Genomic DNA, 22,011 nt, shown 5'->3' on the forward strand with positions numbered 1-22,011 from the left:
GGGCGGGCATTCCCGCCGCGACGACGCGATCGGCGGCCGCGACGGCCGCCGGCCCGACGAGAGGCGCGAGCGTCATCAGGCGGCCTCCTCGGGCGCGGGGTCGGGCGACGTGTCGGGTACGGCGGGGGCCGCCGTGTCGTCCCCCGGAGCGCCGGACAGGGCGTAGACGAAGTGGTCGCCCTCGACGCCGATCCGCACCGCGGCGGGCGGCTCGCCGGACAGGCTCCGGTTCAGGAACTCCCGCGAGAGTTCGGGCAGCAGCGTGTTGGTGACGATGTTGTCGATCATCCGCCCGCCCGAGTCCGGGTCGTTGCAGCGGGAGACGATGTGCGCGACCACCGCGTCATCGTAGGCGAAGGCGGCGCCGTGGTTGGCCTTCACGCGCCGGCCGATCCGGTCGAGCTGGAGGCGGGCGATGCCGCCGAGCATCTCGGGCGAGAGCGGGAAGTAGGGGATCGTCACGATGCGCCCGAGGAGCGCGGGCGGGAACGCCTTGAGCAGCTCCGGCCGGAGGGCCTGGGCGAGCGCCTCCGCGTCCGAGCGGTAGCCCGGGTCCCGCGAGAGCTGCATGATCAGGTCGGTGCCGACGTTCGAGGTCAGGATGATGAGGGTGTTGCGGAAGTCGATCCGCCGGCCGGTTCCGTCCTCCATCACGCCCTTGTCGAAGACCTGGAAGAAGATCTCGTGGACGTCGGGGTGTGCCTTCTCGACCTCGTCGAGGAGGATGACGCTGTAGGGGCGCCGCCGCACCGCCTCCGTCAGGCGTCCGCCCTCGCCGTAGCCGACGTAGCCGGGGGGGGCACCTTTCAGCGTCGAGACGGTGTGCGCCTCCTGGAACTCGCTCATGTTGATGGTGATCATGTTCTGCTCGCCCCCGTAGAGGGCTTCGGCCAGCGCCAGCGCCGTCTCGGTCTTGCCGACGCCGGAGGGTCCGCAGAGCATGAACACGCCGATCGGCTTGTCCGGGTTGTCGAGCCGCGCACGGTTGGTCTCGATGCGCTTGGCGATCATGCCGAGGCCGTGGGACTGGCCGACGACGCGCCGGTTCAGGATCTCGGGGAGGCGCAGGACGGTCTCGATCTCGTCGCGGACCATCCGGCCGACCGGGATGCCGGTCCAGTCGGAGACCACGGCGGCCACGGCCTGGGCGTCGACATGGGCGTAGATCATGCGCCGCTCGGGCTCGATCGCGCCGAGCCTGTCCGCGCTCGCCTTGAGCGCGGCGCGGCGCGCCTCCCGGTCCGGCGGCAGCGCCGCCTCCGGCGCCTCGCCGCTCTCCAGGCTCGCCCCGACGGGTTCCGGCTCGGGCGACGGATCCGCGTCCCCCTCGGCGAGCCCCGCCCGCAGCGCCCGGATCTCCTCGACCAGCGCCGTCTCGGCCCGCCATTCCTCCTCCAGCCGCGCGAGCCTCTCGTTCAGCTCGGCGAGCTCCGTGTCGAGCGCCGCGATCGCGTCGGGCGCGTCGAGGCCGAGGTCGGCGTCGGCGCGCAGCGCCGCCCGCTCGCTCTCCCGCGCCCGGATCGCGGCGCGGGTGTCCTCGATCGCCGCCGGCACCGATGTCTGGCTGATGGCCACCCGGGCGCTCGCGGTGTCGAGGAGGCTCACCGCCTTGTCGGGAAGCTGGCGGGCCGGGATGTAGCGGTGGGAGAGGTTGACCGCGGCCACCACCGCCGCGTCGGAGATGCGCACGCCGTGGTGCTTCTCCATGGGCGCGAGAAGCCCCCGCAGCATGTCGCAGGCCTGCGCCACCGAGGGCTCGCCGACCTGGATCGGCTGGAAGCGCCGGGTCAGCGCCGGGTCCTTCTCGATGTGCTGGCGATACTCCGCCCAGGTCGTCGCGGCGATGGTCTTGAGCGTGCCCCGCGCCAGCGCGGGCTTCAGGAGGTTCGCCGCGTCCCCCGTTCCCGCCTGGCCGCCGGCGCCGATCAGGGTGTGGGCCTCGTCGACAAAGAGGATGATGGGCTTCGGCGAAGACTGGACCTCGTCGATGACCGAGCGCAGGCGCTGCTCGAACTCGCCCTTCATCGAGGCGCCCGCCTGCATCAGGCCGATGTCGAGGGCGTGGAGCCTGACCTCGCGGAGCGCCGGCGGCACGCTGCCCGCGGCGATGGCCTGCGCGAAGCCCTCGACCACGGCGGTCTTTCCGACGCCGGCCTCGCCGGTGAGGATCGGGTTGTTCTGGCGGCGGCGCATCAGCACGTCGACGAGCTGGCGGACCTCCTCGTCGCGGCCGCGGACCGGGTCCATCTCGCCGGCCTCGGCCTTGGCGGTGAGGTCCTGGGAGAAACGGTCCAGGGCGGTGCGCCCCTTCGCGCCCTCGGCGGTGCCGGCGGCGCCCGCCGCGACCGGGCCCGCCCCGTCCATCGGGCGCAGGTTCTCTTCGCTCGACTTCGCCCAGACCGCGCGGTGCTCGCCGACGAGGGTGTCGACAGGGATCTTCCCGAACTCCGCCGAGAGGCCGGTGAGGGTCCGGCGCAGGTCGTTCGACTTCAGCGCGCCGACGATCAGGTGCCCGGAGCGGATCTGCGTCTCGCCGAAGAGCAGGGTCGCGTAGTGCCAGCCGCGATCGAGGAGATCGACGACGCCGTTGGCGATGCCGGGCATCTCGGTCTCGTTGCGCTTCAGCCCGTCCACCGCCCTGGCGAGGTCGGCGGAGAGCCGCCCGCGGTCGAGCTTGTAGCGGTCGGCGGTGAGCGCGAGGTCGCTCCCGTCCTGCTCGTGAAGGCGGCCGAGCCAATGGGCGAGCTCGACGTTGCGGTTGCCCGCCCCCCGCGCCTGTCGGAGCGCCTGGATGAAGGCGTCGTAGCCGACCCGGTTGAGCTTGCCGGTGACGGTCTCGAGGCTGATCTCGCTCATGCTGCCCGCTCCAAGCTCTGGCCGCCGCCGCGTCCCAGGCGTTCCGCCGGCTGGAAGCGGGCGTCGCGCCGGTATCCGTCTCCGCCCTGCCCGTCCGCTTGGCCGATCCAGCCCGTGTAGCCGAGCCGGCCGCCGCCCTCCCCGAGGCGGAGCGGCCGCGCGCAGGCGACCGGCAGCGCCAGCTCGACCTCCCATTCCAGCTCGTCGCCGAGGTAGAACAGGACGAGGTCGGCGAGCGGCCGGCAGTCCGCGCCGCCCGGCAGGAGGCGCTCGTAGGCATCGAGGTCGGCGGCGTAGATGCGCAGGCGGATGCGGTCCTCGACGGAGAACACGCTGCGCCCGACGAGGAGGTCCATGCCGAGCCGGGCGTTGGCGCCGCCGAGGCGCGAGCAGTCGGCCGGCTCGAACTCGAGGAAGGCGCCGGCGAACTCCTCGACCTCGACGGCGGCGCCGAGGAGCCCGGTGATCGCGTTGCACAGCCGCGAGCCCGAGCGGGCGGCGGGCCCGAGCAGCCCCGCGAAGGCGATCTTGGCGCTGTCGGGAACGGTGTCGCGCTCGCGCAGGCTCGGAAGGCCGAGCCCGACCGCCGACCCGAGATAGCTCTCGAAGCGGTCCGCGCCGGGCCGGTCGGCCTGCGCGATCGGCCTCGCATCCGCCCAGGCCCGGAAGAACAGCTGCAGGAAGCGGTGGTTGAAGACGTCGAGGAAGCGGGCGAAGGCGTCGTCGCGCGCATTCAGCCAGCCATAGGCCTCGTCCGTCGTCGATAGCGGCAGCGCGCCCTGCGGGCCGAGCAGGCCGAGGAAGCGCACGAGGAGGCGAGGCCGCCCCTTCCCGTCGTGGCTGGCAGCGGAGAGCGTGCTCGCCGGAAAGGCCAGGAACGGGTCCTGGCCGAGGGTGACGGCGTCGGTCTCGCGTGCGGCGCTGTCGCCGATGCGCGGCCGGTCGGCGCTGTCGCGCTCGATCCGGCGGAGCGTTGCGAGGAAGTCGTGCGCCCAAGGCGCCGCCTCCAGCCGCTCCCGATGGCTGCCGCGGGCGCTCACAGCAGCCTCCGTCCGCCGACGCGGGGGGGAAAGCGCATGATCTCGCCGCGCTCGACGGTGCGGATCACGGTCTGGGTGAAGTGGTTGAGCGAGGCGTACTCGGCCAGGAACCGCTCCAGCACCGCGCCGAGGAGGAACGGGCCGGTGCCCTCGAAGGCCTTGTCGTCGAGGGTGAGCGTCACCTGGGTGCCCCGCGCCGTGCCGGTGCCGACCCGCTGGCGCAGCCGCCGCACCACGGGCCGGCTCTCCAGGCTGCGCACGCCGCGGATGCGCCGCTCGACGGCGCTGTCGGAGAGATCGGCGAAGAGCATCATCGCCTCGCGCAGGGTCTCCGCCCCGTCCTCCCCGGCTCCCGTACCGACGATCCCGAGGGGGTTGAGCCTGAGCAGGCTGATGAGCCGCCAGGACACCGCCCCGGTGAAGAGGTGCTCGGAGCGGCCCCGGAGCTGGGCCACCACGGGCTCCCGCGGCCGGGTCGGGCCGGCGACGCAGGTGACGGGCAGCGCGCCGTCGTCGGCGAAGCGGAAATCCGCCCCCGAGGCGCCGATCGGCAGGAGCTCCGGCAGGTGGCGGTTCGAGCAGAGCGCGCGGACGCTGATCTCCGCCACGCCCTCGCCGTCCCGAGCCTCCGTCCCGGCCGGCTCGGCGAGCGACAGGAACAGGTCGGTGCCGGTATAGTCGGAGGCGGCGCCGTAGGCGCGCTCGCGCCCCGTGCGCCGCCTCGGCATGCGGCGCACCGTGTAGCTGAGCCGGCCGCCGTCGCCTCCGCTTCCCGGCGTGTAGAGCGGCGCCACGGGCACCTTGCCCGCCTGTCCGGGGCGATGGGCGAAGACCTGGAGGATGCGGTGGGGCTCGAAGTCGAGCGGCCGGCTGCGGTCCGGCACGAGATGGTACTCGTGACGGCTCGTCTCGACGGCGACCCGGTCGAGGCTCATCTCGAACAGGTTGACGGCGGGCACCGCGTAGAGGGCGAAGGCGTCGGTGCGCACCGCCGCGCCGAGGCGGGGGCTCGCCTCGTCGAAGGTGAGCAGGATGTCGAGCGTCCGGCCGCGCACGGGGGCGAGCAGCGGCCCGAGACCCGTGAGGCGGAAGCCGAGGAACTTGCGCGGGAAGGTGAAGTACTCCCGCAGCAGGTCGAAGCCGTCGAAGAGGCGCTCGTCCTTCGGGATCAGGGCCTCGTCCGCGGAGAAGCCGACCGGCTCGATCCGCTCCCGCCCGAGGGGCACCACGACCGGGTCGCCGAAGGCGTCGGGGTAGCGCAGGAACACGCCGGTGCAGTCGGCGAAGACCTGCTCGTAGATCGCCACCGCGTCGGCCTCGGGCCCCACGAGATGGATCGGCAGGGCATCGACGGCGCAGCCCGAGAGCATGGTCTGGGGATCGGTGGCCCCCGACCCTTCCGGCTCGTCCTCGACCCGCGGGGTGGTGCGGTGCCGCAGCGTCAGGCGCATGCCCGCGACGGTCTCGCTGCCCCCGACGCCAAGCGCCTGGAGGGGTGCGGGATGGGAGAAGTACTCGGCGCCGGCGACGTCGAAGGGCCAGAGGCGCAGCGGCGCCGTGGTGCGGAAGCGGCAGGAGATCTGCCGCTCGCGCTCGCGGTAGGTCGCGTCGAGCCGCGCCCCGCGCCCGATCCGCGGCCCCTCCCGCAGGGAGGGATCGCCGAAGGGCGGGTCGACGCGGGCAAGCAGAACGGAGGGCGTCGGCGCGAGGTAGTTCGGGACGAGTTGCTCGATGAGGTTCTGCGTGAACTCGGGGAACTCGTGCTTGAGCTTGAGCTGGACCCGCGCGGCGAGGAAGGCGGCCCCTTCGAGGAGGCCGGCGATCATCGGGTCGGCCTGTTCCTCCACGAGGCCGCCGAGCCGCTCGGCGATGCCCGGATACTCCTGTGCGAACTCCCGCGCGTGGCCGCGCAGGAAGCCGAGCTCGCGGTTGTAGAGGTCGAGGAACTCGCGGTTCACGGGGCGTCCCCCGCGGTGGGCGGGCCGCTCATCGCTGCGCCACCTTGATGCGGCCGGTGTCCCGCTCCAGCTCGGCCACGAACTCCACGGGCACGTTGAGCGGATCGGCCTCGATCTCGGCCCGGACCAGGAAGCGCAGCTTCAACTCCGCCGGATCGACGCTCGTGTCGCGCCGCGCGGCCACCGAGTCCGGCGCGAGCCGGGGCTCGAAGGCGCGGAGCACCTCCGCGATCTCGCGGCCGATCTCCTCGACGCGGCCGTCGTCGATCGACAGCCGGGCGATGTCGACGAAGCCGTGGTTGAGGATGGAGCGCCGGACCTCGGGGAAGGCATCGAGGTCGATGTCGGCCGCGAGGTGGACGGCGTTCATGAGCCGTTCGAGGTCCCCCGCCACGCTGCGCTGGAGATCGCCCGCCGTCACCGCCGAGCGCGCGCCCACCCGCCGCCCGGCCAGGACGCGCTCGCCGCTCTCGTCGCGGACGTCGAGGTGGCGCCGCGCGTCGCGGTCGGCATGGGCGGTGCGGAAGGCGTCCATGAGCGGGATACGGACGCGCTTCACGTCGGCGCGGACGGCCATGCTGTCCCTCCTGCGCCCGGCGCGGCGCCCGCGCGGACGGTCCCGAGACGGCCGGCGCGCAGGACGGCGCGCGCCGGCCGCGATGCCCTGAGACGCGCTCAGCCGGCGATGTTCTTGGAGATGTGCCACTTGTGCTCGACTTCGGCGCCCTTCGAGCCGGTCGCGGTCTGCACCGCGTACTTCATGTGATAGGTGCCGAAGTTCAGGGTGACGTTCTCGGTCAGCCGGTCCTCGCTGCCGGAGCCGCCCATCGAGACGTGCGTGACGATGATGTCCTCGAACTCGATGGTCAGGTATTCGAGCGGCTTCTCGCCGGCCTTGCGCAGGATGAGCGTGCCCTTCTTGATGTGCTTGCCATTGGCGCAGTGCTGGAACAGCGTCGGGCTCGACTTGTCGAGATACTTGGTGATGCTCAGGTCCTGGATGCTGACCTTTCCGGCGCCGGAGCCCGAGCCGCCATGCGTGGTGCCGGACTGGCTCGCCCCCCAGGACCAGGAGAGCACGTCGATCTCGTCCTTGTACTTGTGATCCTGCGCCTCGCCCTTGATCCCATCGAGCTTCAGAAAGATGTCGAGTGCCATGATGCTTCCCCTGACGTGTCGTTGAACGTGCGGACGGAACGGCTCGCGGCCGGACGCGACCGGAGAGGCCCTCGGCCGGGGGCCGCGGGTGGAAGGGACGTGATCGGCGCGCCGGCTACTGCTTGGGGGCCGGCAGGCGCGAGACGAGGCTCATGCCGATATCCATGCCCTCGAGCTGATAGTGCGGGCGCAGATAGAACTTCGCCGAGTAGTATCCGGGGTTCTCTTCGTTCTCGAAGATGTCGACCCGGGCCGCCGCGAGAGGCTTGCGTGCCTTCGTCTGCTCGCTCGAGTTGATCGGATCGCCGTCGACGTACTCGTTGATCCACTCCTGGAGCCAGCGCGTGAGCTGGTCCTTCTCCTTGGTGGCTCCGATCTTGTCGCGCACCATGCATTTCAGGTAATGCGCGAAGCGGGATACGGCGAACATGTAGGGAAGACGCGCCGAGAGATTGTCGGAGGCGGTCGCCTCGACGCCCTTCTCCCCGTAGAACTGCTTCGGCTTGTAGACCGACTGCGCGCCGATGAAGGCGGCCTTGTCGGTGTTCTTGCGGTGGATAATCGGGATCAGCCCCGACTTGGCCAGCTCCGCCTCGCGCCGGTCGCTGATCGCGATCTCGGTCGGGCACTTGAGGTCGACGCCGCCGTCGTCGGTGGGGAAGGTGTGGCTCGGCAGGTTGACCACCTCGCCGCCCGACTGGACACCGCGGATGCGCACAGTCCAGCCGCAATCCTTGTAGGCGCGGTTGATGTTGACCGCCATGGCGTAAGCCGCGTTCATCCAGGCGTACTGGTCGCCGGTGTGGCCGTCCGTTTCCTCCTCGAAGGCGAACTCCTCCACCGGCTCGGTCTTGGCGCCGTAGGGGAGCCGGGCGAGGACGCGCGGCATGCAGAGGCCGACGTAGCGGGAGTCGGCCGCGTCGCGCAGGCCCTTCCACTGCACGTAGTCGGGCGTGTCGAAGATCTTCGAGAGGTCGCGCGGGTTGGCGAGCTCGGTGAAGCTGTCCATGCCGAGGAGCGTCGGATCGGCCGCCGCGAAGAAGGGAGCGTGCGCGGCGCTCGCGACCTTCGAGAGTTCGCGCAGCAGCTGCACGTCCTGCGAGAGGTGGCTGAAGTAGTAGTCGGCGATCAGGCAGCCGTAGGGCTCGCCGCCGAGCTGGCCGAACTCGGCCTCGTAGACCTTCTTGAAGAGGGGGCTCTGGTCCCAGCGGGCGCCGGGGAAGAGGCGGAGGTTCTTGTGAATCTCCTCCTTGGAGACGTTCATGACCTTGATCTTCAGGGTCGTGTCCGTCTCCGAATTGAAGACGAGGTAGTTCAGACCCCGCCAGGCGCTCTCGATCTTCTGGAACTCGGGCGCGTGAAGGATCGCGTTGACCTGCGCGGTCAGCTTCTGGTCGATGCGGGCGATCATCTCCTCGATCGTGTCGAGGACGTCGTCCTTGATCAGGCTGGAGTCGGAGAGCGCCTCGCGGATCAGGGTCCCGACGGCGTTCTCGACCTCGGTCGCCGCCCGCTCGGTGCGGGGCTTGAAGCTCTGGCGCAGGAGGTCTGCGAACTCGCCGGCCTCCTGCGTCTCGGTGCCGGCGGCGGGGTGGGTGGCAAGCTGTGTGGAATCGGCAGCCATCGGGACGACTCGCGAACGGAAACGGAGCGGGAGGCCGGCGGGAGCCGGGCGAAGGTGTCGCGGAGGGTCAGGCGGAGGGCGACGTCTCCGCCTCCCCGGCCGGCGTGGCGAGGCGCTCCTTCAGCGCCTCCATCAGCGCCGGGTCCTTGAGGAGCGCCTTGATCTGGTCGCTCGCGGCGGCCTTGCCGTCCATGTAGCGCAGGAGGTTGGCGAGCTGCTCGCGCGCCTCCAGCAGCTTGGCCAGCGGCGGCACCTGCCGCGCCACGGCGGCGGGGCCGAAATCGTCGATCTTCTTGAAGTGCAGCTCGACCGAGAGCTTCGAATCGCTGTCGGAGAGCTTGTCCTGCACGTTGAAGCGCACGCCCGGATCGATCGCGGCCATGCGCTGATCGAAGTTGTCCATGTCGATGTCGACGAACTTGCGCTCGGCCATGTCCGGCTTCTCGACGGAGGAGGCGTTCCCGGACAGGTCCGACATCACCCCCATCACGAAGGGCAGCTCGACCTTGCGCTCGGCGTCGTAGGGATCCTCGTAGGTGATGTGCACCCGAGGCGGCCGGTTGCGCTTGATGAACTTATGGCTCGAATCGGACATGGCGCGTCCTTCCAAGGCTGCCGCCCCCACGGGGCAGGATTGGACCGACCAAAGATACCGTGCGGCCGATTCTGCTTCGGGCGCCGCTCTTTTTCAGACCAAAAGCAGTCCAGCAGATTTCTGATGCCGACGCAAGCGGTCCCGCTTGCGTCTCGGGCTGCCGCGAGGGGGCGCCGATGTGTCCGCTCCGGGGAATGCCTGTGGGCGGAGACCGGCCCCGATGCGGGACGAGGCCGCCCGGTGCGGGCCGGGCTCACTCGGTGGCCGTCTCCGGCAGCACGTCCCGCAGGATCGCCAGGAAATCGCGGTCCGCGATGCCGACCGCCTTGTCGAGCAGCAGGGGAATCGGGCTCGACGGCTCGTGGCGGCGGAAGAAGGCCGCCACCTCCCGCAGCAGCCCCGTCGCCTCCCCTCGGCTCGACGCCTTGAAGGCCGCGGCCGGCGCCGCGTCGGGCGTCTCGGCCTGCTCCTCGCCCCAGCCGTCCTCGGCGCCGGCTTCTTCCGGCACGGCCGCGAGCTGATCGAAGGTCAGGCGCAGGCCCCGGTTGCTGCCCACCGACAGGACCGCCTCGCCGGCCCTGTCCGGCACCAGGATCCGCATCACCTCGACGAAGGACTTGCCGATCAGCATCTGCGCCTGGCGCGTCAGCACCTCGGCCGGGCTCGACGGCTCCTGTCGGCGCAGGTACTCCGCCGCCGCGGCCAGCGCCGCGGAGGCGTCGGCGAGGCGCTCGATGCCGCCGGGGGTCCGCGCGGGCGTCGCCCGGCCCTCCGGCCGCGCCGGCTCGTCCGCCGGCACCTGCTCGGTATCGTCCGTCGCCGCGGCCGCGGCGCGGTCGAGAAGCGCCTGCATGCGTCCGACGAGGAGGCTCAGGCGCTCGAAGCCGACGGCGCTGGCATAGCCCCCGTGCTCGACGGTCGCCGCCGTGATCCGCGCCAGCGCGGCGGCCGCAGCGGCCAGGGTGTCGTGCTGCCCGCGCAGGAGCTCCGGGTCCGCCTCGTCGAGCGCACGGCCGATCGCCTCCCGGTCCGGGGCGGGCTCGTCCTCCCGGGCGGGGACCTCGCCGTCGGCGGTCATCACGCTGCGGAAGCTGATCGGTCCGTGGCGGCGGCTCTGGGCGAGCGGGACGTGCTGGAGCGGCAGGATCACCGTCGGCACGTCGTCGATCGTCTGGAGGACCGCACCGCGCAGCTCGTAGCCGCCGCCCTCGCCGCGGGGATGCACCGCCTCCCACTGACCTTCGAGCAGCCCGGCGATGGCCGAGAGCGCCGCCGCGAACCCCGGAAGGTCTCGGTCGAGCATCGTCAGGCGCGCGAGCAGCGTCAGGACCCGGAGGTCGCGGCTGCGGTCGAGGAGGGCGAGGAGCGCCGCCTCCTCCCGGCGGAAGTCGATGCTCGCCCGGTCGAAGGGCTGCGGCCGGCCCTCGTCGTCGCGGGTGAAGAAGCTCGCCGGCAGCAGGCTCTCGACATGCGAGACCCGGTTGAGGAAATCGATGTCGCCGGCCGCGTCGAGGTCCTCCCCGCAGGGCGCGTCGTCGGAGAGCGGCGCGACGAGGCGCGCGGGATCGAGATCGAGGGCCATGGAGCGCCGGGGCCGCTACGGGGCCCGCAGCCGGGTCTCGACCCGCCGGTTCTCGCTCGCCATCGGATCGGGCACCAGCGGCTTCTGCTTGCCGTAGCCCATCGCCTCGAGGCGGGCGCCGGGCACACCGCTATGGGTGAGGTAGTCGACCACCGCCCCGGCGCGGCGCATGGAGAGGTCGAGGTTGAACGAATCGCTGCCGGCGCCGTCGGTGTGGCCCTCGACGAGGAAGCGGGCGCCCGCCAGCGCCGGGTCCCGCAGGGCGCGGGCGAACTCGTCGAGATTGGTCCGCGCCGCCGGGGTGAGCCGGGCGGAGTTGTAGTCGAAGTTCACCCGCAGATCGAAGCCGTCGACAGTCCTGGCCGGTTCTGGTACGTCTTTGGCGCATTCGGTCTCGGTTCCGATGCAGAGCGCCCGCGGGCGGCCCAGGCTCTTCGGAGGCGCGGCGCCGGGGGTGAAGTGGGCCACGATGTCCGCCGCTCTGTAGGCCGGGTCCGCCAGGGCGGCGCCGGCGAGCAGCAACGCGCCGGAGGCCGCACCGAGGATCGCGGGGGTCACGAGCTGTGCGCAGTATCGAATCGCAGATGTCATGGCACGGATCCGATCGATGAGAGCATTTTTGGGATGGTCACCTGACCAATCAGGTGTGATCTAGCGCCAAAAAGTGCCGAAATCCAGCGCGGATCGAACGGTGGACTCGACGGATCTACAAGACTTCTCGCAAGGTAGCCGTGTCGCCGAGCTGGTGACTTCGGCTGGCAAGGACAAGTTCGTTCTTCTTCGCTTCGAGGGTGAGGAAGGCTTGAGCCGGCTGTTCGAATACCGGATCGAGGCCCTGTGCCGGGACCGGAACTTCGATTTCGACGCGCTGCTCGGCAAGAAGGCCCATGTCCGCTTTCGCTCCTACGAGGGCGTCGACCGCTACTTCAGCGGCCTCGTCGTGGACACGGAATGGACCGGCGTGCGGCAGGCCGCCAACGCCTACCGGCTGACGCTGCGCCCCTGGCTCTGGCTGCTCGGCCGCCGCTCCGACTGCCGGATCTTCAAGGACAAGAACGTCCTCGACATCATCGAGGACGTGTTCCGCAAGGCCGGCTTCTCCGACTACGAGATCCGGGCGGCGCGGGGCGAGTACGACAAGATCGAGTACTGCGTGCAGTACCGCGAGACCGATCTCGGCTTCGTCTCCCGGCTGATGGAAGAGTGGGGGGTCTACACCTTCTTCGAGCATAGCGAGGGCGGGCACAAGCTCGTGCTGGCCGATTCGCGCTCCTGCCACCGGCCGGTCAAGGCGGGCGGCGGCGCGATCCCCTTCATCGCGCTCGGCGGCCAGGACCGGCGCGAGCGCGAGCACGTCTCGACCTGGCGCTCGGAGCGCCGCTTCCGCAGCGGACGGTTCACGAGCCTCGACTACGACTACATGAAGCCGACGGCCGACCTGAAGGCCGACGCGCAGGGCGCCGAGCGCTACGAGAAGGCCTCCCTGGAGCGCTACGACTATCCCGGCCGCTACACGGAGAACGACCTCGGCCGCAAGCGGGTGAAGGTGCGCCTCGAGGCCGAGCAGGCCCTCGACCACCGCCGCTCCGCCTCCGGGGACGCCGCGAGCCTCTATCCCGGCGGCCTCGTCACCATGCGCCAGCACCCGACCGACGACGGCCAGTACCTCGTCGTCTCCGCCCGCCACACCATCCAGGCGGAGGCCTATCGCAGCGGCGAGGCGGCCGAGGGCGAGCTCTACAGCGGCGTCTACGAGATTCAGCCCGTCGACCGGCCGTTCCGGGCGCCGCCCGTCACGCCCCGGCCCCTGGTGCAGGGCCCGCAGACGGCCGTGGTCACCACGCGCAAGGGCCGGGAGAGCGAGGAGATCGACGTCGACGAGGAGGGGCGGATCTTCGTCCAGTTCCACTGGAACCGCGACCGGGACAAGATCTCCCGCCCCGTGCGCGTCGCGCAGATGTGGTCCGGCAAGTCCTGGGGGTTCCAGGTCATCCCGCGGGTCGGCCAGGAGGTCGTCGTGCAGTTCCTGGAGGGCGACCCGGACCAGCCGCTGGTCGTCGGGACCGTCTACAACAAGGATTACCCCTATCCCTACAAGCTGCCCGACGAGAAGACCGTCTCGGGCATGAAGTCCGATTCGACCAAGGGCCACGGCGGCTTCAACCAGCTCACCTTCGACGACAAGAAATCCTCCGAGAAGGTGGTGTTCCGGGCCGAGAAGGACCTCGAATCGGTGGTGCGCAATTCGGAGACCCGCGAGGTCGGCGTCGCCTTCGACACGCCCTCCGGCAAGCCGTCGCGCTCGACGACCCTCAAGAACGGCGACGAGAAGCTCAAGGTCGAGAGCGGCAACTGGAAGGCCGAGGTCGCCCAGGAGGTGCACATCAAGGCCGGCACGCGGCTCGTCCTCGAGGTCGGCGCAAGCAAGATCACCATGGACCCGGCCTCGATCACCATCGAGGCGGGCAAGATCACGCTGCAGGGCACGGCGCTGATCGAGGAGAAGGCGCCTCTCATCACCCTCAACTGACGGCGCCCTCCGTGACCGGCTCCCGCTTCAGCAGCACCCGCGACCTCTTCGCCGCCTTCCCCGACGCGGAGCGCGACATCAGCGCCGCGCCTTCCGACGAGCCGCCGCTCGCCTTCCTCGACCGGCTGCGGCGGGGGGAGACCCCGGAGGACGCGGTGAGCCTGCTCGCCTACGCGCTCGGCCGCCGGGAGGCGGTGTGGTGGGCGATCCAGAGTGTGCGCCTCCTCTGCGGGATCGCGGCGGGGCAGGAGGATGCGCCGCTCCAGGCCGCCGAGGCCTGGGTGCGCGATCCCGACGATCTCCTGCGCCGGAACGCGCTCCGGCTCGGCATGGGGGGCAACCAGCGCCTCGCGACGCCCTGGGTGGCGCTCGCCGCCGGCTGGTCCGGCGGCAATGTCGGCCCGAGCCACGCCGTCGTGCCGGCGAGCCCCGAGATGACGCCGAAGGCGGTGCGCACCGCGATCCTGGTGGCGCTCGCCACCGTAACCGCCCGCGACCGCGCGAGCCGGCTCCAGGCCTGCATCGACCTCGGGGTGCCCCTGATGCAGCTTAAGCGAGGGGTATCGTGAGCGTGCGCCGGCGGAGGAACTCCCACCGGGGAAGGGCTTGACGATGACGCTCGTCCTGACGATCGAGAATCTCGACCGGCTGCCGGATGGCGGTCCGCTCAGCGTCAGCCTGTCGGGTCGGCGCGGCATCGACATCGGACGCGACCAGTATCTCGATTGGACCCTGCCCGACCCCGACCGGGTGATCTCCGGTAAGCACGCCGAGATCCGCCACCGCGACGGCGGCTACTGGTTGCAGGACGTGTCGCGCAACGGCACGTTCCTCAACCGCAGCGGCCAGCGTCTCCAGGAAGCCTGCCGGCTGCGAGAAGGCGACCGCATCGAGATCGGCCGCTACGTGATCCGCGTCGCCATCGAGGGCGAGGCCGAGGCGGCCCCGCCGGCCCCCGCGGCGGAGCGGCCCGCGCCGGGCGACTTCTGGGACGGCCAAGGCGAATCGGCCCCGCCGATCCCGAGCCGCGACCTGAGGCCGCCCGCCGCGCTGAAGCCCGTGCGTCCGGACTTCATCGACTGGGCCGTCGACCTGCCGACCGATCCCGGCCGGCCGGCGGTCGCACCTGCCGGGGGCGCGGCCGGTGACGGCATGGACTGGGCGCGGGCGACCCCCGAGCCACCTCCCCCTCCGCCGCCGCCGATACCCTCTCCCCGCCGCGCCGCCCCGCCCGTCGAGGACGACCCGGCGGGACCCGCCGCCTGGGCGTCTCCGGCGCGGCCGACGCCCGGTCCCGGCGAGGGCGACCCCTGGGGCACCGCCGATCTCCAGATCGCCGCGCCGGCCCCGCCGCGGCCAGCAGTCGAGGACCGTGTCCCGCGGGAGCCGCCGCAGCCGCGAATGCCGGACCCTGCACCGCCCGTTCCGCGCCCGGCCGGCATCGGCGGAGATGCCTTCGTCAGGCGGTTCGCGGCCGGGCTCGGGGTCTCGCCGGAGGTTCTGTCCTGGCAGGACCCGGAGGCGCTGGCCGAGGAGGCCGGCGCCCTGCTCCGCCTCTCCGCGGAGAGCCTCAAGCAGCTGCTCGCCGCCCGCGCCGAATCGAAGCGCACGGCCAAGGCGTCGAGCCAGACCACGATCCAGGCGCTCGACAACAACCCCCTCAAGTTCGCGCCGACCGTGGACGATGCGCTCCGCATCATGCTCGGGCCCCCGTCGAGCGGCTACCTGGAGGCGCGCCGGGCCATGGAGACCGGGTTTCGCGACCTGAAGGCGCATCAGGTCAAGACCTACGCCGCCATGCAGAACGCCGCGCGGCTGCTTCTCGACCAGCTGAGCCCCGAGGGTGTCGAGGCCTCCGACGAGGGCGACCGGGGCCTCGGGGGGCTGCTGGGCTCGCGCAAGGCCCGGCTCTGGGACCTCTACGCCACCCGCTGGGACGCGCTGGCCTCCCCCCACGACGACGGCATGGTCGACGCCTTCATGGTCTTCTTCGCCGACTGCTACGACCGCAACCGCTAGGCCCTCGCGCCGGCATTGGACAGACCAAAAAAAGCCGCTATGCATCGACCCTGGCCGGGCGACGGCCGGCATCGGGGCGGCCCCGCGGGACTTCTTCCGTCCCGGGGCCGGGAGAGCGGGCGGCGATGTCGTGGAAGAGCAAGGTGGTCTGGTCCGAGGGCCTGTTCCTGCGGCCGCACCACCTCCAGCAGAGCGACCGCTACGTCGAGGGTCTGGTCGAGAGCCGCACCCGCCACGTCACGCCCTATCCGTGGGGATTCTCGGCCGTCGAGATCGACCGGGACCTCGCCCAGCAGAGCCGGTTCGGGCTGCGTCGCGCCGTCGGCGTGATGCCCGACGGGACGCCCTTCGACATCCCCGCCGAATCGCCCCCGCCCCCGCCGATCGACGTGCCCGAGGGGGCCGGGCGGCAGGTGCTGTGGCTGACCCTGCCGCTCGGCTCGCCGAACACCCGCGAGATCGAGCCGGAGGGCACCGAGGGCGCGAGCCGCTTCGTGCCCGCGAACGTGCGCCTCATCGACACCGCCTCGGCGCTGCGGGTCGAGGAGGAGATCGAGGTCGCCCAGCCCCGCCTCGCCTACGCGCTGCGCAAGACCGCCAAGCCCGGCTACGTCGCCCTGCCGATCGCCCGGGTCGTCGAGGTCCGCGACCGGGCCATCGTCTTCGACGAGACCTTCGCGCCGCCGGTGCTGACCTGCGCGAGCCACCCCGTCGTCCACGGCTGGATCGAGCGGGTCATCGGCTGGATCGAGAACAAGCTTGAGGAGCTCGCCCGCTACGCCGCCGACCCGACCGCCGGCGGCGGCCTCCAGAGCGCCGACTACTTCATCCTGCAACTGCTCAACCGGCACATCCCGGTGCTGCGCCACTTCGAGCAGTCCCGCTACGTCCATCCGGAGCGGCTCTACGAGGAGTTCCTGCGCATCGCGGGCGAGCTCGCCACCTTCACGACGAGCGAGCGACGGGCGCGGACCTATCCAGCGTACGACCACGACGACCTGGAGACCACCTTCGCCCCGGTGGTGCGCGACATCCAGGACTTCCTCTCCGCGCAGCTCGGCCGCCGCGCGATCCGGCTGGAGATCATCGAGCGGGCGCCGAACGCCTTCGTCTCCACGATCCGCGACCGCAACCTGTTCCGCAACGCGAGCCTCGTCCTCGAGGTCGCCGTGCGCCGGCCGCTCACCGAGATCCAGAGCCAGTTCCCGCACCTGTTCAAGGTCGGGCCGAACACGAAGATGAACGAGATCGTCCACGCCCACCTGCCCGGCGTGCCCCTCGTCCACCTGCCGACGCCGCCCCCGCAGATCCGGGCGATCACCGACCACGTTTACTTCCTGCTCGACCGGCAGTCGCCGCTCTGGCCGGAGTTCTCGGTCGCCAGCTCCATCGGCATGCACTTCTCCGGCGACTGGCCGGAGCTGGAGCTGGAGCTGTGGGCCGTGCTGGAGGGGCGCCGGTGAGCGCCCGCATCGCCCACGGAGGCGCGCCGTGAACGACCCGTTCGGCCGCGGCGACCGCACCATCATCCTGCCGGACCCCGGCGGCCGGCGGCCGGCGGCCCCCGATCCCCGCCCGTCGGCCCCGGCTCCGCAGCCGGCATCCCGGCCGCAGGCGCCTCCTTCCTGGCCGACGGCGCCCGCGGCGACGCCCGCCTCCGGCGCGGCCGACCCGGACGACTGGGCGCTCTCGGACACCGCCGCCCGCAACCGCGCCCCTCCCCCCGCCGCGGAGCCCAACGAGCGCCGCCGGGCGCTGGTGCTGAAGCGGGACGTGGTGAGCGCGCCCAACGCCAACCCATTCCTGCGGGCGGCGGCCCCGCTGCTGCTGCTGCTCGGCCGCCTGCGGGTGCAGCTCTCGACCGCCTCCTTCTCGAACCTCATGGAGCAGGTCGCGGCGAGCATCGACGATTTCGAGAAGGACACCCGCGGCTCCGGCGCCTCTCCCGAGCAGGTGCGGGCGGCGAAGTACATCGTCTGCGCCACCGCCGACGACATCGTCCAGAACATCCCCACCGACGAGCGCCACGTCTGGACCCAGTACAGCATGCTGAGCCGCTTCTTCGGCGAGCGCGTCGGCGGGGTGCGCTTCTTCGAGGAGCTGGAGAAGGCGAAGGTCGACCCGAGCGGCAACTACCACCTGCTCGAGCTCATCCACGCCTGCCTCGGCATCGGCTTCCAGGGCATGCACCGCAGCGGCGGCGGCGGCGCGGCCGCGCTCCAGACCATCCAGCGCAACCTCTACGAGCTGCTGCGCCGGACGCGGCCCCTCATCCGCGAGGTCTCGCCCCGCTGGCAGGGCCAGCCCATCGCCGCCGAGGCGTTCCGGGTGCAGATCCCGCTCTGGGCGACGGCGGCCGTCGTGGGCGTGGTGCTGCTCGGCCTGTTCCTGGCCCTGCGCACGATGCTGACCGGCAACGCCGAGGCCGCGGCCACCGATCTCGTCTCCCTGCATCCGACGACGGAGATCGGCCTCCAGCGCCGGGTCTACGCCCCGCCTCCCCCGCCGCCGCCCCCTCCCCCGCCGGAGAGCCAGGCCGCCCGCTACCAGGACATCCTGAAGGCCGAGATCGCGGACGGCTCGATCGCCGTCGTCGAGAACGGCAACCAGATCGTGCTGCGCATCGCCGCGGCGCTGTTCCCGCCCGCCGACGCGCGGGTGAAGCCCGCCTTCGCCGGCCTGCTGCAACGCCTCGCCGGGCTCCTCGACAAGGGCGCCGGGCCGATCCGCATCGTCGGGCACACCGACATCTTCCCGATCAAGACGGTGCGCTTCCCCTCGAACTTCGAGCTCTCGCAGGCCCGCGCGCAGGCCGTCGCCGAGATCGTCAAGGGCGGCCTCGCCAAGCCCGACCGGATCGAGACCGAGGGCAAGGGCGCCGACGTGCCGATCGCCTCGAACGCGACGCCGGAAGGCCGGGCGCGCAACCGGCGCGTCGACATCGTCGTGCCCCGCGCGCGCTAGGGAGGGAGCGGATGAGAGCCTTGCGGGAGGGGCGGCGATGACGCTTCGGGCTTGGGCACGCCTCGCGGCGCTCGTCCTCGGCGCGCTGGCGCTCGCGGCGCTCGTCTGGTGGGCCGGCCCGCTCGTCGCGGTGGCGGATGTGCGTCCGCTCGATCCGGTCTGGGTCCGGGCCCCGCTCTGCGCGCTGATCCTCCTCGGGGTCGGGGGCTTCATCGGCTGGGAGGCCTGGCGCCGGCGCAAGGCGATGCGGGCGCTCCAGGCCGAGCTGGCCGGCGGTGACGCCGAGCCGGCGGGCGACGGCGACGTTCTCAAGGAGCGCATGGCCGACGCGCTGGCGACGCTGGCGAAGTCCCGCGGCGGCAAGGGCAACCACCTCTACGACCTGCCCTGGTACGTGATCATCGGCCCGCCGGGTGCCGGCAAGACCACGGCGCTGGTGCGCTCGGGCCTGAAGTTTCCGCTCGCCAAGGGCAAGACCCCCGAGGCCGTGGCCGGCCTCGGGGGCACCCGCTACTGCGACTGGTGGTTCACCGAGGAGGCCGTGCTCATCGACACGGCCGGCCGCTACACGACGCAGGATTCCGATCCCAAGGGCGACCGGGCGAGCTGGCTCGCCTTCCTCGACCTCCTCCACCGGTCGCGGCCGAAGCAGCCGATCAACGGCGTGCTCATCGCCATCAGCCTGGAGGACCTGCTCACCGGCGACGAGGCCGCGATCGAGGCCCACGCGAGCGCGATCCGCAAGCGGCTCCTCGAGCTGCACGAGCACCTGAAGGTCGACTTCCCCGTCTACGCGGTCTTCACGAAGGCCGACCTCGTCGCCGGCTTCACCGAGTTCTTCGGGCAACTCTCCGAGGCCGACCGCCAGATGGTCTGGGGCCACACCTTCCAGACCACCGACAAGACCCGCAACATGATCGGCGAGGTCGCGCCCGAGTTCGACGCCCTCGTCGAGCGCCTCAACGAGTGGATGCCCGACCGCCTGCAGGACGAGGTCGCCCCGACCTCGCGGGTGGTGCTGTTCGGCTTTCCGAGCCAGGTGGCCGCAGCCCGCGCCAAGGTCGTCGACTTCCTCGGCCGGGTGTTCGAGCCGAGCCGCTTCCACGTCAACGCGACCCTCCGGGGCTTCTACTTCACCTCCGGCACCCAGGAGGGCACGCCGATCGACCAGCTCATCGGCGCCCTCTCCCGCAGCTTCGGCTCGGAGGATGTCGGTGCCGCCGCCTACTCGGGGCGGGGCCGGAGCTACTTCCTCACCGATCTCCTTCGGAAGGTCGTCATCGGCGAGGCGGGCTGGGTCTCCACCAACCGCGCAGCCATCCGCCGCACGAACCTCCTGCGGCTCGGGGCCTATGCGGGCCTGGCGCTGGCCTCGGCCGTGCTCGTCGGCCTCTGGTGGACGAGCTTCCTGCGCAACGGGCAGCTCGTGGCGCTCACGAACGCGCTGACGGGCAAGTACCGCGCCGACGCCGCCGAGACCCTGCGCGAGCCTGTGATCGCCGACCGCAACTTCTCCAAGGTGCTGCCGCTCCTCAACTCGCTCCGCTACCTGCCCACCGGCTACGCCACCCGCGACGAGGGCGAGCCGGTGCTCGCGACCTTCGGCCTGAGCCAGCGTCCCCGCCTGCGCTCGGCCGCCGAGACGAGCTACCGGGCCGGGCTCGAGCGCCTGTTCCGGCCGCGGCTGATCTTCCGCCTCGAGGAGCAGCTGGAGGCGAACCGCGCCAATCCGGGCTTCGTCTACGAGGCGCTCAAGGTCTACCTGATGCTCGGCGGCCGGGCCGAGGTCCCCCTCGACCGGGACCTCGTGGTCGGCTGGTTCCGGCGGGACTGGGCGGAGAACCTCTACCCCGGCGCTGGCTTCGCCCGCGGGCGCCAGCTTCTGGAGGACCACCTCCTCGCGACCCTCGACCTCGACGACGGCAGCGCACCCCTCGTCACCCTGAACCAGGCGCTCATCGAGGACGGGCAGCGCACGCTCGCCCGGCTCAGCATCGCCGAGCGCACCTACGAGCTTCTGAAGTCCGAGGCCCGCGGCGCGACCGCGCGCGACTGGACCGTGCAGCGGGCCGGCGGCGCCGATGCAGGCCTCGTCTTCGAGGTCGCGGGCGGCGGCGACCTCGACGCGGTGCGCGTGCCCTTCTTCTTCACCTATGACGGGTTCTTCGAGGCCTTCATCGACCGCTTCGGCGAGGCGGCCGACATCGCCGAGCGCGACCGCTGGGTGCTGGGGCCGGCTGGCGAGCAGCAGGCCTACCGGAGCCAGTACGGCTCGCTCTTCCCCGACCTCCTGCGGATCCATGCCCGCGAGTTCCAGCAGGCCTGGTCGCAGGCGCTCAAGCGGCTCAAGGTCCGCCCCCTCACCGCCGACAAGCCGCGCTACCTCGCCCTCCAGGCGATCGCTGCGCCGACCTCGCCCCTCAAGCTCGTGATCGAGTCGATCGGCGAGGAGACGCGGCTCACCCGCGAGCGTCCGGCCAAGCCCGGCGCGCCGGCCGCCGACACCCGGGCGGGGCGGGCGAAGGCGGTGCTTGGCGCCGCGGCCGGCCGCGAGGCGGAGAGCCGCGTCGGCGCCGTCCTGCCCTCCGGTGCCGCCGAGACCGCCGCCGCCCTCGGTCGCCTCGCCGCCGAGGGGCGCCCGGCGGCGACCGCCCCCGGCGAGCGCTTCGCTCAAGGAGCGAACCAGGCGCCCGGCGCCGCCATCGAGGCGGGCTTCCGGCCGTTCCACGTGCTCACGGAGGGCGAGCCCGGCCGCCGCGCGACCGATGTGCTGCTCGCCAACCTCAACGAGATCAAGAACGCGGCGATCGAGGCGACGAACCCCGGGCAGGCTCCCGCCGCGAACAACGCGCTGGTGACGCAGACCGCGGCGCTGCGCTCGCTGGCGGCGCGCTTCCCCCAGCCCTTCGAGGCGATGATCCGCCAGATCGCCGGCGAGTTCGAGGGCAGCGCGACGGGCGCCGCGCTGGGCCATCTCGGCAAGGCGCTCGCCGACGAGGTTCTGCGGGAGTGCCAGCAGATCGCCGCCAACCGCTACCCCTTCGCCCGCAACAGCGACCGCGAGGTCCCGCTCGCCGACTTCGCCCGCCTGTTCGCCCCGAACGGCGTCTTCGACCGCTTCTTCGCCCAGAATCTCGCGAGCCGGGCCGACCGCTCGCGTCCGCAATGGGCCTGGCGGATCGACGATCAGGTCGCCCGCGGGCTCTCGGCGGCGACGCTCCGGGAGTTCCAGCGGGCGGCCGAGATCCGGGACGCCTTCTTCTCGACCGGGGGCTCGATGCCGGCGGTCGCCTTCTCGGTCACGCCGCTCTCGATGACGGGGGATGCCGGCCGCGCCACCCTCGACATCAACGGCACGGCGGTCGTCGCGCAGGGCGGCGTCGGCGCCCCCGTCACCGTGCAGTGGCCGGGTCCGGCGAGCCCGGCGCGCACCGCCCTCCAGATCGAGGGTACGCCGAGCTTCTTCGGCACCTCGGGCGGCGGGACCGCCGCCGTCGAGAAGCTCGGCACCTGGTCGCTGTTCCGGCTCCTCGACGGCGGCTCGGTCCTCAAGCAGGGCGACGCTGTGGTGGCCACCCTCACCGCCGGGTCGCGCCAGCTCGCGCTGCGCTTCACCACCAGCACCGTTCAGAACCCCCTGGTGCTGCCGGCGCTGCGGGAGTTCCGCTGCCCGACGGGGATCTAG

General features: G+C 72.0%; 15 protein-coding genes. 6 read left to right on the plus strand and 9 right to left on the minus strand.

The window, feature by feature from the left end:
- Positions 1-75: 75 nt before the first annotated feature.
- From tssH to MFF04_RS13225, 9 genes are all read right to left on the minus strand, one after another.
- Positions 76-2,856: a type VI secretion system ATPase TssH gene (gene tssH, locus MFF04_RS13185; RefSeq protein ID WP_238276421.1), complete on the minus strand. Its 2,781-nt coding sequence runs from the start codon at positions 2,854-2,856 to the stop codon at positions 76-78.
- On the minus strand, positions 2,853-3,896 hold the full coding sequence (gene tssG / locus MFF04_RS13190; RefSeq protein ID WP_238276422.1) for a type VI secretion system baseplate subunit TssG: 1,044 nt from the start codon (positions 3,894-3,896) through the stop codon (positions 2,853-2,855). Before tssG ends, tssH begins: the two co-directional genes overlap by 4 nt.
- A complete protein-coding gene (gene tssF / locus MFF04_RS13195) occupies positions 3,893-5,854 on the minus strand; it encodes a type VI secretion system baseplate subunit TssF (RefSeq protein ID WP_238276423.1) in 1,962 nt (653 codons plus the stop codon). Before tssF ends, tssG begins: the two co-directional genes overlap by 4 nt.
- A 28-nt stretch (positions 5,855-5,882) precedes the next feature.
- Entirely contained in the window at positions 5,883-6,431 is a 549-nt protein-coding gene (gene tssE, locus MFF04_RS13200) for a type VI secretion system baseplate subunit TssE (RefSeq protein WP_238276424.1), read from the minus strand.
- Positions 6,432-6,529: 98 nt separating this feature from the next.
- On the minus strand, positions 6,530-7,012 hold the full coding sequence (locus tag MFF04_RS13205; protein WP_238276425.1) for an Hcp family type VI secretion system effector: 483 nt from the start codon (positions 7,010-7,012) through the stop codon (positions 6,530-6,532).
- Positions 7,013-7,127: 115 nt separating this feature from the next.
- Positions 7,128-8,636, minus strand: coding sequence for a type VI secretion system contractile sheath large subunit (gene tssC, locus MFF04_RS13210; RefSeq protein WP_238276426.1), 1,509 nt, complete (start codon positions 8,634-8,636; stop codon positions 7,128-7,130).
- Between the two features lie 67 nt (positions 8,637-8,703).
- A complete protein-coding gene (gene tssB / locus MFF04_RS13215; protein WP_238276427.1) occupies positions 8,704-9,231 on the minus strand; it encodes a type VI secretion system contractile sheath small subunit in 528 nt (175 codons plus the stop codon).
- Positions 9,232-9,484: 253 nt separating this feature from the next.
- Positions 9,485-10,813: a type VI secretion system protein TssA gene (locus MFF04_RS13220; RefSeq protein WP_238276428.1), complete on the minus strand. Its 1,329-nt coding sequence runs from the start codon at positions 10,811-10,813 to the stop codon at positions 9,485-9,487.
- 15 nt (positions 10,814-10,828) lie between these two features.
- The gene (locus tag MFF04_RS13225) at positions 10,829-11,404 is read right to left on the minus strand and encodes an OmpA family protein (protein ID WP_238276430.1); all 576 of its coding nucleotides are present in this window, start codon (positions 11,402-11,404) and stop codon (positions 10,829-10,831) included.
- Positions 11,405-11,558: 154 nt separating this feature from the next.
- Between MFF04_RS13225 and MFF04_RS13230 the strand changes: the two genes are divergently transcribed.
- The 6 genes from MFF04_RS13230 to tssM all read left to right on the plus strand — a co-directional run bounded on the left by MFF04_RS13230 (position 11,559) and on the right by tssM (position 22,011).
- Positions 11,559-13,343, plus strand: coding sequence for a type VI secretion system Vgr family protein (locus tag MFF04_RS13230; protein WP_283206371.1), 1,785 nt, complete (start codon positions 11,559-11,561; stop codon positions 13,341-13,343).
- An 11-nt stretch (positions 13,344-13,354) separates the two neighbouring features.
- Entirely contained in the window at positions 13,355-13,912 is a 558-nt protein-coding gene (locus tag MFF04_RS13235; RefSeq protein ID WP_238276434.1) for a DUF6931 family protein, read from the plus strand.
- 43 nt (positions 13,913-13,955) lie between these two features.
- On the plus strand, positions 13,956-15,362 hold the full coding sequence (tagH, locus tag MFF04_RS13240; RefSeq protein ID WP_238276436.1) for a type VI secretion system-associated FHA domain protein TagH: 1,407 nt from the start codon (positions 13,956-13,958) through the stop codon (positions 15,360-15,362).
- A gap of 125 nt (positions 15,363-15,487) precedes the next feature.
- Complete coding sequence (gene tssK, locus MFF04_RS13245) at positions 15,488-16,825, plus strand: type VI secretion system baseplate subunit TssK (RefSeq protein ID WP_238276439.1); 1,338 nt, start codon at positions 15,488-15,490, stop codon at positions 16,823-16,825.
- Between the two features lie 28 nt (positions 16,826-16,853).
- Positions 16,854-18,326: a type IVB secretion system protein IcmH/DotU gene (gene icmH, locus MFF04_RS13250; protein WP_238276441.1), complete on the plus strand. Its 1,473-nt coding sequence runs from the start codon at positions 16,854-16,856 to the stop codon at positions 18,324-18,326.
- Between the two features lie 37 nt (positions 18,327-18,363).
- Positions 18,364-22,011 carry a type VI secretion system membrane subunit TssM gene (gene tssM, locus MFF04_RS13255; RefSeq protein ID WP_238276443.1) on the plus strand — a complete coding sequence of 1,216 codons (3,648 nt, stop codon included), beginning with the start codon at positions 18,364-18,366 and terminating at the stop codon, positions 22,009-22,011.

The organism is Methylobacterium jeotgali (genome assembly GCF_022179345.1).
Classification (GTDB): Bacteria; Pseudomonadota; Alphaproteobacteria; order Rhizobiales; family Beijerinckiaceae; genus Methylobacterium; species Methylobacterium jeotgali.